Genomic DNA, 12,624 nt, shown 5'->3' with positions numbered 1-12,624 from the left:
TTTAAGAGCAGTTGTGCCTCCTTCAAAGTCTGAAAAAATGATGAGTTTTCTCAAAAATAAATACAGATATTTTATTGATTGGTCTGGGGCATTATTTTGGATTGAGGTACCTGGTGATCAAAATATAAAAGAAGTAAAAAATACAATAATTCAAAATGACGGATATGTAACAATAATTAAAAAATCCGAGGATTTTGAATTTACAGAAAAATTATTTACGATTGATGACACAAAGTTAATGATAACAAAAAAAATCAAAGAAAGTTTTGACCCTAGAGGATTATTTAATCCTGGAAAAATGTATAAGGACTTTTAATGCAAACAAATTTCACAGAAACTCAACTTAAAGATAAAGACAATCAGTCTTCTGAAAAAATATTTAAAAAATGTGTTCATTGTGGAATGTGTAACGCAACGTGTCCTACGTATGGAATTTTAGGAGACGAATTAGATGGCCCTAGAGGGAGAATTTATTTAATTAAAGATATGTTGGAAAATAATAAAAAGCCAACTGAAAAAGTTGTTAAACATATAGACAGATGTCTTTCATGCTACAGCTGTATGACTACATGTCCAGCTGGTGTTAATTACATGCATCTAATTGATCATGGAAAAAAATATATCGAAAAAAATTATGAAAGATCTACTTTTGATAAATTAATTAGATATTTTTTATCTATTACCCTTCCAAACACTAAAGTTTTCAGACTATCAAGTTTTTTAGTTAAATTAAGTAAACCTTTTAAATTTTTAATGCCTTCAAGGATTAAAGATATGATCAATTTGATGCCAAGTAGTTTTCCAAAAAAAAATTTGCCAATTAAAGAAGTTTATAAAGCTTCAGGTAAAAAGAAAGTTGCAAGGGTAGCATTATTGACTGGTTGTGTACAAAAAGAAATATCTCCTCAAATAAATGAAGCAACAATAAGATTATTAAATAGGCATGGTGTTGAGGTAGTTGTTCCAAAAAAAATTCGTTGCTGCGGATCATTAAATCATCATTTAGGAAAAGAGGAAGATGCTCATCAAGATTTTAAAAATAATATTAATACTTGGTATGAGGAGCATCAAAAAGGTAATTTAGATGCAATTTTATCAAACACATCAGGCTGTGGAACGACTATGAAAGATTATGGATTTATTTTTAGAGATGATAAAGAGCTTAGTAAAAAAGCTAAAGTGATATCTGATTTAACAAGGGATATATCTGAATATATTTTTGATAGTTTAAAATTAGATATAAAATCAAAAGGAAAAAAATATAAGGTTGCATATCACTCTGCATGCTCAATGCAGCATGGGCAAAAAGTTCATGCTCAACCAATATCTTTACTTGAAAAAACTAATAATGAAATAATGGAAATACCAGAGGGACATATATGTTGTGGATCAGCAGGAACTTACAACATCTTACAATCAAAAATTGCAAAACAATTATTAGAGAAAAAAGTTAATAATATAGAGAGTTTAAATCCTGATTTTATTTCTACGGGAAATATTGGTTGTATTACCCAAATTTCTCATGGTACTAAAGTTCCTATATTACATACAATTGAAGTTTTAGATTGGTACACAGGCGGACCAAAACCTGAAATTTTAAAATAGGATTTATGAAAAAAGTTTTAATTACAAGACGTTTAATAAGAGAAAGTGAAGATAAAGCTTCTAAATTATTTGATGCGAAGTTTAATACTAATGATGAACTTTATTCTCAAAAAAAAATAATAGAAATGAGTGAAGGATGTGATGGAATTTTATCATCATTAACTGAAAAATTAGATGCAGAAACTATTAATCAATTACCAAACTCAGTAAAAATTATCTCTAATTTTGCAGTTGGATTTGGAAACATTGATTTAGAGGCAGCAAAAAATAGAGGCATAGCAGTAACAAATACACCAGAAGTTTTATCAGATGCAACAGCAGAAATTGGAATTTTATTAATTTTAGGAGCATGTAGAAGAGCTTCCGAAGGAATTGAGTCTGCAAAAGAAGGTGGATGGAAATGGTCTGCTGATTATTTAATTGGAAAACAATTAACGGGAACAAGATTAGGAATTTTAGGTATGGGTCGTATTGGCCAAAAAATTGCAAAAATCGCAAAATCTTTAGGTATGGTTATTCATTATCATAATCGTTCAAAATTAAGTGAAGATAAAGAACAAGGTGCAACATATCATGACAGTATAAAAAGTCTTTTTTCAGTCTCAGATGTTTTATCAATTTGTTGTCCAGCCACAAAAGAAACAGAGAACTTAATTAATAAAGAGACTGTTGAGTATTTTCCTAAAGGTGCTGTCATAACTAATGTTGCAAGAGGCGATATAGTTGATGATGAAGCTTTAATTGATGCATTGAATAGAAGAAAAATTTATGCAGCAGGATTAGATGTTTATAAAAATGAACCAAATTTAAATCCTGGTTATTTAAAAATTCCAAGTGCTTTTGTTTTACCTCATCTGGGGAGTGCAACAAAAGATACAAGAATTGCAATGGGAAATTTAGCAGTTGATAATCTAGATGAGTTTTTTAGAACTGGAAACTGTATCAATAAAGTAAATTAAAATGTCTCAATCAATAGCTTTCATTGGTGTTGGCAACATGGGTTGTCCAATGGCTGAAAATTTAATGAAGGCAGGAAAATCTGTAAAAGTTTTTGATGTTTCAAAAAAAATGCTTGAGATTGCAAAAGATAAAAATCTTAAGACAATTGAAAATTTAGATGACCTAATTACACATGATGTAGAAACAGTTATAACCATGCTTCCAGAGGGTAAGCATTCTAAGGAAGTTTATTTAGGAGATAATGGAATAATAAATAAAGTATCAAAAAATTGTTTGCTAATTGATTGTTCAACAATTGATATTCAAACTTCTATTGAAATTGGAAAAAAAGCTTCAGAAATAGGAATAGAAATGATTGATGCACCAGTTAGTGGTGGAGTAATGGGAGCCCAAAAAGCAACTTTAAATATAATGGTTGGTGGATCGAAAAAAGCATTTGAAAAAGCGCTTCCTTTATTAAGAATTATGGGAAAAAATATATTTCATGCAGGTGATTTAGGTAGTGGTAATGGTGCCAAAATTTGTAACAACATGGCTTTAGGTATTGCAATGATTGCTGCTTCAGAGTCATTAATGTTAGCAAAAAGATTAAACATAGATATTAAAAAAGTTCATGAAATTATGAAAAATGCATCTGGTAACAGTTGGCCAATTTCAGTGTATCCTCCTTTACCTGGTTTAATTGATGGTACACCTTCTAATAATAATTATCGCCCAGGTTTCTCTGCAGGAATGATGAATAAAGATCTTAAACTTGCAAATGATTGTGCCAAGAGTGTGAATGCAGAAACACCATTAGGAAAAATGGCTTTAGAAATTTATGACCAATTTTGCAAAGATGGAAACGATACTAAAGATTTTTCAGCTATTTCCAAAGTTATAGGTGGCAGTGCTTGGGACTATCCTATCGATTAATTTGATCTACTGTAAGTGTTTATAAATTGTTGTTCTTGAAACGCCCAATTTTCTTGATGCAGCAGAAATATTATTTGTTTCGTTAAATGTTGATCTAATCAAAACACATTTTTCTCTTTTAATTTTAGTATCTTCACAATTTTTACATGCAGATATTTTCTTTTCTGTTTTTGCTTCAATAAATTTGTTTTCTTTAAAAATTTGACTTTTAACCACAAACACTGATGAACCCAAATGATCAGTAATTTTTAATGTCTTATTATTTAATAAATCTGATGCAATAGATGAAAATGAGTTAGTAAAAATTTTATTAAAATTTTCATTTTTTAGGTCAACCAATCCATTAAGCATTATTTTTGCATTGCAATTTGCACCTACGATTAAGCCATCTCCATTTACAGCTAATAACCCAACACTTGTTGTTGATAAATACTCTTGTCTAGGATGAAAAGATAAAATCAATTCATGTTCAAATTTTTTTAAAAATAACTTTGTTTCGATACTTCTAGTTGCAAGTTTCACTAAAGCCAGAGTGTGTTGTTCTCTTGACATATAGTCAGTTGAGGCATCTATAATTCCAATAGTTTTACCATCATAATTGATTATTGGACTTGCGAAACAAGATATATTTTCATGTGCTATAAAAAAATGCTCTTTTCCAGAAACTATTGTTGGTTTTTTTAATTCAACGGATAATCCTAAACCATTTGTACCACAAACTTTCTCAGCCCAAATAGATCCTGGTATAACAGTTTTACCTACATCTGTTTGAAGACAAGTTTTATCATAAATTGTATCAAGCACCAAACCATTCTCGTCTGAATACGCGACCATAAAATTAGTACCTGCAATTTGAGAGTATAAAAGTTCTAATTCAGGAATAACTATTTTTCTAAGAGCATCATTTTTTTCTTTAATCTCCTTTAATTCAATTGAAGATACGACGCTTTGTTTTGGATCTTGAAACGGATTAAGCCCCTCAGCAATACACCTCGACCAGCTATCAGAAATTTCTTTGCCCATCTCATAGGACATCATTCCTCTTTTTTTTAGAATATTTTTAAATTCTTTACTTGTTGAAGATAAATTTCCCATTTTTGAAAGATAAATAAAATTAAAGTGTTCAACAACTAACCACAGGTTGTATTTGTAAACTATTTGGACACTTAAAAGCGGCATTGACTCCATTGGACTTCGATTTTTTAATAAGGTTTTAAAATTAAAAGGGAGAGAAAACGATGAAAGCACAGGTTTTGCACAAGTATGACCCAGAAATGAAAGAAAAAGTTTGGGTTACAGGCGAAGAAATGCCAGATCCAAAAATTGAGAAGGCATCAGATGTAATTGTTAAAATTGGTGCTGCAGGAGTTTGCAGAACAGATTTACATATTATTGAAGGAGTATGGAAACATATTCAAGATCCAGATGGAACTTTATTACCGTGTGTAATGGGGCATGAAAATGCTGGATGGGTAGAGGACGTTGGTAAAGACGTAACTGATTTTAAAAAAGGTGATCCAGTTATTTTACATCCATTAATTTCAGGAACAGGTGGTACATGTTTGGACTGCAGAAGAGGTAATGATATGCATGCTGCTGCTGGAGCATTTCCTGGATTAAGTATTAAAGAAGGTGGATACTCAGAGTTATTAAAAACAAGTGTTAGAAATTTAATTAAACTTCCAAAAGTTTTAGCACCTAAAGATGTTGCACCTTTTTCAGATGCAGGTCTTACAGCTTATAGAGTTGTTAAAAAGGCAACTAGACATTTATTGCCAGGTCAAAGCTGTACGATAATTGGTGCTGGAGGTTTAGGACATATTGCTATTCAATGTTTGAAAGCGATGTGTGCAGCTGACATTATTATTGTTGAGAAATCTGAAACAGCCTTAAAACATGCAATGGAACTCGGTGGTGATCACGGAGTTTTAATTGATGGAAACGAAATTGAAAAAGTTCAAGAACTAACTAAAGGAAAGGGTTCAGAAGCTGTTATCGATTTCGTAGGTGAAAAAGGATCTACTGCCATGGGAATTCAAATGACTTCTAATGGTGGTTTTTACTACATTGTTGGTTACGGAGAAGAAATTAAATCATTAGCAGTTGATTTAATTATTTCTGAAAAAACAATCGTAGGTAATTTAGTGGGAACGTGGTCTGAGTTATATGAATTGATGGAGTTAGCTGATCGAGGAAAAGTGAAGCTATCCATGCAAGAATATAAATTAGACGATGCTAATAAAGCGCTCCATGATCTTAACGACGGTAAGGTTAAGGGAAGAGCTGTTTTAGTTCCGTAATTAAGTAAAGGAAGAGAGAGGTAATAATGAAAATAATGAAAACTTGCTTGACGGCTTTAATATCAAGTTTGATGATATTTAGTCCTATGGCATATGCTGATAAGTGGAGCGATCAGTTTCCACATATCAAAGCTACAGGAGATATTCCTGGTGACTGTTCTTATGAGAAGATGTCTAAGAAAAATTACAAAGGAAAAACTCTTAAAATAAATACTCACGCAATACCGGTAATGGGTGAGCCAACAGCTTTACACGCTGAACAGTTTGAGAAATTAACTGGTGCAAAAGTTGAAGTTACACATACACCAGCAGGTGATTTGTACTCAAAAGCAATGGTTCCTTTCCAAGCTGGACAAGCTCCTTACGATGTCGTGTTTGGATTTTCTAACTTCATTAATGACTGGAAAAGATATTTAGCACCAGTTCCTAAGAAGTATATGAACTCACCTGAGATGAAAGACGTAACAAAATCTCACATGGGTGTATCATCTTGGGATGGAACTATGTACCAATACCCAGTTGATGGTGACAGACATTATCTAAAATACAGAAAAGATGTCATTGATAATCCAGAAATGCAGAAGAAATATAAAGCTGACACAGGTAATGAGTTAAGAGTTCCAAGAACTTGGAAAGAATACGCTCAAATGGCTAAATATTTCAATGATTGGGATTGGGATGGAGATGGTGAAAAAGAATATGGTTCAGCTGAAGTTATGAAAAAAGATGACTTAATGTTTGCAGCTTTTTTCAGCAGATCAGTTGCTTATGCTAAAAACCCTAGAACTCCAGGTGGTTTCTTTTTTGATTTAGAAACTATGAAACCAAACATCAATAACCCAGGTTTTGTTGAAGCATTAACTGATTGGGTTGAAGCTACTAAATATGTTCCTCCAGGAGGAACTAACTTTGGTCTAGGTGATGAAATCGGATCATTTGGTGGTGGACAAACTTTATTTAGTTTCTCTTGGGACGATGCATTTATTGCAGCAATGCAAGATGATAGCCCAATTAAAAATAAAGTTGGTGCAGCTCCACTTCCAGGCGCTGATAGAGTTTGGAACAGAGTTACAAATAGCTGGGAAAACCAATACAACCAAGCTCCTTACATTGTTTGGGGTTGGGCTGTAGGTGTTGCTAAGAAAAGTAAAGTAAAAGATATGGCGTTTGATTATCTTTGCTTCTTTTCTAATGGTGCAAACCACCAAGCTGATTTAGCTATTGGTAGATTTGGTGTTAACCCATTTAAAAACTCAGACTTTGACCCTAACATTTATATTAATAGTATGGGTTGGGATCCAGAGATCGCTAACAGTTACACTCAAACACTTTTAGATATGGAAAAAAGTAATAACAGAGTTTTCCCTCTAAGAGTTCCAGGTGTATTTGAATTTACAAGTGCTGTTGCCACAGGAACTTCAAAAGCTTTAGCAGGACAATTATCTCCTCAAGAAGCTTTAGACGAAGTTGCTAAAGAGTGGGAAGCAATTGTAAGCAGAGTAGGTAAAAAAGCAGTTCAAGATGCCTATGCTGTTGGTGTTAAAATGGAAGACAACAAGCTATAATTATAAAATACTTTATGTGGCCATTAATTAAAATGGCCACATATAATAAAAGTAATATAATCCTTTTTATATAAATGAATTTTAAGCATAAATATTTCTTCCTGTTTCCAGGTTTATTTGTGTTGATAGGAATATTAATTTTTCCAATTATTTTCGTAGTTAGATTAAGTTTATCAGGATGGAATAGTTATAATCCTGGTTTAGATTACATAGGATTAGAAAATTACATAAGATTATTCACTGATGACCCAAGATTTTGGGAGTCATTTTTTAGATTAAGTTTTTTATCAGTCACAACAGTTATCTTACAATATGTGATTGGTTTTGCATTGGCACATATGGTTTGGAAAGATATTAAATTTAAAAGATTTTTTAGAGTTCTTTTTTTAGTTCCAATGATGACAACTCCAGTGATCATGACAGTTATTTGGAGAACTTTTTTTCATGAATCTTTAGGACCGGTAAATGATTTGTTATCAGTTTTTGGTGTAGCTCCCAAGTGGTTGACAGATCCAGTTATTGCAAAATTTACAGTAATTATAGTTGAGGTATGGCAATGGACACCATTCATGTTTTTACTTTTATTAGCAGGGTTGTTATCATTACCTAAAGAACCATTTTTGGCTGCTGCGATTGATGGTGCTAGTCCAGTTAGAAAATTCATTTATGTAACATTTCCATTGATGGCCCCGATCTCAATTGGAGCAATAATTATAAGGTTAATCGAGGCATCAAAGATTATGGATACAGTTTATGTATTGACCTCAGGTGGTCCAGGCACTGCTACCGAAACTTCAAGTTTTTATATCTTTATTAAAGGATTGAGAGAATTTCAGATGGGTTATGCAGCGTCGATGTCATTTACTTACTTAATAATCATGATCATAAGTCTAACTATTATAGCAAAAGTATTAACTAAAGTTTTATTAAAAGAATAAACAATGAATAAACTATATATCTTTTTGAAATATTTTTTTATTGTTGTTTGGACAGTATTTGTAGTTGCTCCTTTTCTTTGGGCTTTAACAACATCTTTCAAAGATTTTCAGTCTGTTAATGGAGGAGTAACATATATTCCATGGGTTGATTTTGAGCCAAACTTAGAAGGTTGGAAGGTTTTAATTAAATCTCCAGCCAAAGGTGGAGTAGATATAATTGAACCATATTTTAATAGTTTGTTTGTAACTTGTACTGCAAGTTTAATTAGTATTATTCTTGGAACATTGTCTGCTTATGCATTATCAAGATACACATTTAAGGCAGGGTTTGTAAAAAATAATGATATTACTTTTTTCTTTATCTCACAAAGAATTATGCCGCCGATTGTTTTGTCAATTCCATTTTTTTTATTTTTAAGTTCAATAAATTTATTAGATAGTCTGACCGGGCTAATTGTTGTTTATATTGTTTTATTAATGCCAATAGCAGTTTGGATTATGGTCGACTTTTTTAATAAAGTTCCAAGAGAAATTGACGAGACAGCTCTGATTGATGGTTGCAACCCTTATCAAGCATTTTTAAAAGTGGTCTTACCAAATTCAATACCTGGTTTAATTGTAGCAGGAATGTTTTGCATAATTTTTGGATGGATTGATTTTTTCTTTGCTTTTATTTTAACATTTACAGAGGTACAGTTATTACCTGTTAAAATTGTTGCATTAAATTCATCAGTAACTCCTTGGTGGAGCTTATCTGCATCAGCTTTAGTTTCAGTAGCACCGTTAATTATTGTTGCATTTATAGTTGAGCGATACTTATCAAAAGGAAATTTATCAGGAGCTATTAAGTAATGGATTTAGTTGCTAATAATTTATCATACAAACCTGATGATCAATATCATTTAAACGAAGTATCGTTTAATTTTAAAGAAGGGAATCTATATACAATTCTAGGAAGAACATTATCTGGCAAGACAACTTTATTAAAAACAATAGCTGGTCTTTTAACGCCAGATAGTGGTGAAATTGAATTTGATGGTAAAAACTTTTTAAAAATTCCTGTCTGGGAAAGAAATGTGGCAATGGTTTATCAGCAATTCATAAACTATCCTCATTTAAATGTTTTTGAAAACATAGCCTTTCCTTTAAAACAAAGAAAAATAGATCAAAGTATTATTAAAGAAAAAGTAATGGACGCTTTAAAATCTGTAGGCTTGTTAGGTTATGAAAATAGAAAGATCCAAGAGCTTTCTGGAGGGCAGCAACAAAGGGTTTCGCTTGCAAGATCTTTAGTCAAAAACGCTAAAATACTGTTGCTAGATGAGCCATTAGTAAATTTAGACTATAAATTGAGAGAGCAACTTAGAGAAGAGTTTAAGAACCTATTTTCTAAAGGGTTAGCAGATGAAACAATATTAATTTATTCAACTACTGATCCAAGGGAAACTATGGAATTAAATGGTGAAGTTATTGTTTTAGATGAAGGCAAAGTCTTACAAGTTGGTCCAGCAAAGGAAATATTTGAAAATCCAAACTCATTAAAAGTTGCTGAAATTTCTAATGATCCGCCAATGAATATTATTGAAGCTAAAATTTCAGATAATAATATTCAATTTGAAGGAATAGATGTAGAAGCTCCACAACATTTATCTAAACTAACTGAAGATGGTTTAAAAATTGGATTGAGATCTTCTGATATTGAATTAAACGAAAACGGTCATGAATTTGAAGTTGAGCTTGCAGAAATTAGTGGTTCAGAAACATTGTTACATTTAAAAAGAGGAGACACAAAAATTATAGTTTCAATAGAAGAAGTTCTTAACTTTAAGATACACGATAAAGTAAAAATTAATTTTAAAATTGACAGAGCTTATGCGTTTCATGCTGATGGAAAATTAGCATCTTCACCTTTTGGAGGTTTGAATGGCTAAAATCGATTTAAGTAACATATCTCACTCATACAATCCAAATGATCCAAATCCAGTCTATGCTTTAAATCCTTTTTCGATGACATGGGAAAATGGAAATCGATATGCAATCTTAGGTCCTTCTGGATGTGGAAAAACTACAATGCTAAATATTGTATCTGGCTTAGTTAGACCTTCTGCTGGAAGAATACTTTTTGATGACAAAGATGTTACAGACTTAAAAACAGAAGATAGAAATATTGCTCAAGTTTTTCAATTTCCGGTTATCTATAATACTATGACTGTTTATGAAAATTTGGCATTCCCACTCAAATGTAGAGATTTTTCTAAAAGTAAAACTGATGAAAGAGTTAATTCAGTTGCCGAAACTTTAAATTTAAAATCTTTTCTAAATTCTCCTGCAAGAAAATTAACAGCTGATCAAAAACAATTAATATCTTTAGGAAGAGGCCTTGTAAGAGAGGATGTTGCCGCAGTTTTAATGGATGAACCTTTAACTGTTATTGATCCAGATTTAAAATTTAGATTAAGAAGAAATCTTAAAGAAATTAATGAGCAATACAAAACAACATTAGTTTATGTAACGCACGATCAAAACGAAGCGATGACTTTTGCAGATAACATAATAGTCATGAGCGAAGGAGAGGTAGTTCAAACTGGTTCTCCGAAAGAACTTTTTGAAAGACCTAATACAACATTTGTTGGATACTTTATTGGATCTCCAGCTATGAACTTATTTGAAAGTGAAGCTTTCTCAAACAATAGTGTAAAGATTAATAATACTTTAATTAAAACCCATACAAATTTATCTAATTTAAAAACAAAAAATATTAAATTAGGAATTAGATCGGAATTCATTAAAATTGCTCAGAATCAAAATGAAAACTTAGTTGATGTTAATGTTGAAAAGGTTGAGGATCTTGGAAACTATAAATTAATCACTGCTAAAATGGGAGATTTTATAATTAAATCAAAAGTCAACCGAGAGACTGAAATACCAAGTCAGAATGTTAAGCTTCATATACCTGCTGAGAAATGCTGCGTTTATGAGGAAAACAAGTTAATTTAAAATTAAATTCTATTGTTAATTGAAAATTTTTTTTAAAATTGTTCAATATGGGTCACTTTGATCCACTAATTAGAAAGACTCTAATCTGAAAATATGTTTTATTTCTCAACAAGTTAATTAACTAGAGGAGAATAAATGATTAAGAATAAGAAATCTTTGAAGAGTTCTAAAACTCCTTCAAGAAGAAAGTTCTTCAAAGCAGCGGCAGCAACTGGTGCAGCAACAGCAGCAGCAGTAGCTATGCCAAACATTGCTTTAGGTGACGGTCACGTTACTTTAAAAATGCAAGCTGCTTGGCCATCAGGTGCTAACATCTTTTTCGAAATGGCGTCAGACTATGCGAAAATGGTTAGCGATATGTCAGATGGCAAATTAAAAATTGACGTCCAACCAGTTGGAGCAGTTGTAAAAACTTCTGAAATTGGTCAGGCGGTTAGTTCTGGAGTAGTAGATATGGGTCACTGGGTGACAGCATACTGGTACGGAAAGAACCCTGCTGCATCTCTTTTCGGAACAGGTCCTTCATACGGAATGTCATCTCAAGAAGTTATGGGATGGATGGAGTATGGTGGAGGAAGAGCTTTATACGATGAAGCTGTAAAAAGCGTAGGATTTAATTACTACGGTTTCTTCCATATGCCAATGCCTGCACAGCCTTTTGGTTGGTTCAAAAAGAACGTAACTAAAGTATCTGATGTAAAAGGTATGAAGTATAGAACTGTTGGTCTAGCGACTAACGTTTTAACTGCTATGGGAATGGTTGTAAGACAGTTACCAGGTGGTGAAATCCAACCAGCGATGAAAACTGGTTTGATTGATGCTGCTGAGTTTAACAATCCAACATCAGACTCACAGTTTGGAATGCAAGACGTATCTAAACATTATCACTTAGGAAGTTTCCACCAATCTCAGGAAATGTTTGAAGTGCCGATTAATAAGAAAAGATACGATAGCCTTTCACCAGCTCATCAAGCTATCTTGAGAAATGCTGCTTACGCTGCAAACTCGGATAACTACTTCAAAGCATTGGTTAGATATTCAACTGACCTTGCTAAGTTGATGAATGAGCATAAGGTAAACGTTTACCAAACATCTGATGCAATTTTAGCTGAGCAATTAAAAGGCTGGGATAAAGTTGTAGGAGAGTTTGCTGCTAAAGACGCTTTCTTCAAGAAAGTAGTAGACTCACAAAAAGCATACGCTAAGAGAACTATGAAGTATCTGTTGATGAATCAACCGAACTATAAATTAGCTTATGAAAATGAGTTTGGTCCAATTGAAAAAGTTAAAATCTAATTAACTTCAAAATAAATTTAAAAGGGGGTTGAAAAACCCCCTTTTTTT

General features: G+C 32.2%; 11 protein-coding genes and 1 pseudogene. 11 read left to right on the top strand and 1 reads right to left on the bottom strand.

The genetic code is table 11. The features are described from left to right. The 4 genes and pseudogenes from ACTTBL_RS05630 to mmsB form a co-directional block, all read left to right on the top strand. A pseudogene (locus ACTTBL_RS05630) lies at window positions 1-316 on the top strand (FAD-binding protein); the annotation flags it as partial. Further along, window positions 316-1,605: a glycolate oxidase subunit GlcF gene (gene glcF, locus ACTTBL_RS05625; protein ID WP_440643985.1), complete on the top strand. Its 1,290-nt coding sequence runs from the start codon at window positions 316-318 to the stop codon at window positions 1,603-1,605. The pseudogene ACTTBL_RS05630 and the gene glcF, both read left to right, overlap by 1 nt. A 5-nt stretch (window positions 1,606-1,610) precedes the next feature. Further along, the gene (locus ACTTBL_RS05620) at window positions 1,611-2,564 is read left to right on the top strand and encodes a 2-hydroxyacid dehydrogenase (protein ID WP_145596700.1); all 954 of its coding nucleotides are present in this window, start codon (window positions 1,611-1,613) and stop codon (window positions 2,562-2,564) included. A gap of 1 nt (window position 2,565) precedes the next feature. Continuing rightward, window positions 2,566-3,480, top strand: a complete 915-nt coding sequence (mmsB, locus tag ACTTBL_RS05615; RefSeq protein ID WP_145596702.1) for a 3-hydroxyisobutyrate dehydrogenase — start codon at window positions 2,566-2,568, stop codon at window positions 3,478-3,480. A gap of 6 nt (window positions 3,481-3,486) precedes the next feature. Here the strand turns inward: mmsB and ACTTBL_RS05610 are convergent, their stop codons facing one another. Beyond that, complete coding sequence (locus tag ACTTBL_RS05610) at window positions 3,487-4,659, bottom strand: GAF domain-containing protein (protein ID WP_440643984.1); 1,173 nt, start codon at window positions 4,657-4,659, stop codon at window positions 3,487-3,489. Window positions 4,660-4,718: 59 nt separating this feature from the next. Here ACTTBL_RS05610 and ACTTBL_RS05605 point away from each other — a divergent pair, with 59 nt between their 5' ends. The 7 genes from ACTTBL_RS05605 to ACTTBL_RS05575 all read left to right on the top strand — a co-directional run bounded on the left by ACTTBL_RS05605 (window position 4,719) and on the right by ACTTBL_RS05575 (window position 12,576). Next, the gene (locus ACTTBL_RS05605) at window positions 4,719-5,780 is read left to right on the top strand and encodes an NAD(P)-dependent alcohol dehydrogenase (protein WP_023854612.1); all 1,062 of its coding nucleotides are present in this window, start codon (window positions 4,719-4,721) and stop codon (window positions 5,778-5,780) included. Between the two features lie 35 nt (window positions 5,781-5,815). Further along, a complete protein-coding gene (locus tag ACTTBL_RS05600) occupies window positions 5,816-7,345 on the top strand; it encodes an extracellular solute-binding protein (protein ID WP_240704622.1) in 1,530 nt (509 codons plus the stop codon). 74 nt (window positions 7,346-7,419) lie between these two features. Continuing rightward, on the top strand, window positions 7,420-8,283 hold the full coding sequence (locus tag ACTTBL_RS05595) for a carbohydrate ABC transporter permease (RefSeq protein WP_440643983.1): 864 nt from the start codon (window positions 7,420-7,422) through the stop codon (window positions 8,281-8,283). Between the two features lie 3 nt (window positions 8,284-8,286). Next, entirely contained in the window at window positions 8,287-9,135 is an 849-nt protein-coding gene (locus ACTTBL_RS05590; protein ID WP_023854615.1) for a carbohydrate ABC transporter permease, read from the top strand. After that, window positions 9,135-10,214 carry an ABC transporter ATP-binding protein gene (locus ACTTBL_RS05585; protein WP_440643982.1) on the top strand — a complete coding sequence of 360 codons (1,080 nt, stop codon included), beginning with the start codon at window positions 9,135-9,137 and terminating at the stop codon, window positions 10,212-10,214. The genes ACTTBL_RS05590 and ACTTBL_RS05585 overlap by 1 nt, the downstream gene beginning before the upstream one ends. Then, window positions 10,207-11,280, top strand: coding sequence for an ABC transporter ATP-binding protein (locus ACTTBL_RS05580; RefSeq protein ID WP_440643981.1), 1,074 nt, complete (start codon window positions 10,207-10,209; stop codon window positions 11,278-11,280). The genes ACTTBL_RS05585 and ACTTBL_RS05580 overlap by 8 nt, the downstream gene beginning before the upstream one ends. Window positions 11,281-11,415: 135 nt before the next feature. Further along, window positions 11,416-12,576 (top strand): TRAP transporter substrate-binding protein, encoded by a 1,161-nt coding sequence (locus tag ACTTBL_RS05575; RefSeq protein ID WP_075505835.1) that lies wholly within the window; start codon window positions 11,416-11,418, stop codon window positions 12,574-12,576. The last annotated feature ends 48 nt before the right edge of the window (window positions 12,577-12,624 follow it).

It is taken from the genome of Candidatus Pelagibacter sp. HIMB123 (genome assembly GCF_052048195.1).
Lineage (GTDB): Bacteria > Pseudomonadota > Alphaproteobacteria > Pelagibacterales > Pelagibacteraceae > Pelagibacter.
This window is presented reverse-complemented; position numbering and strand designations above follow the sequence as displayed.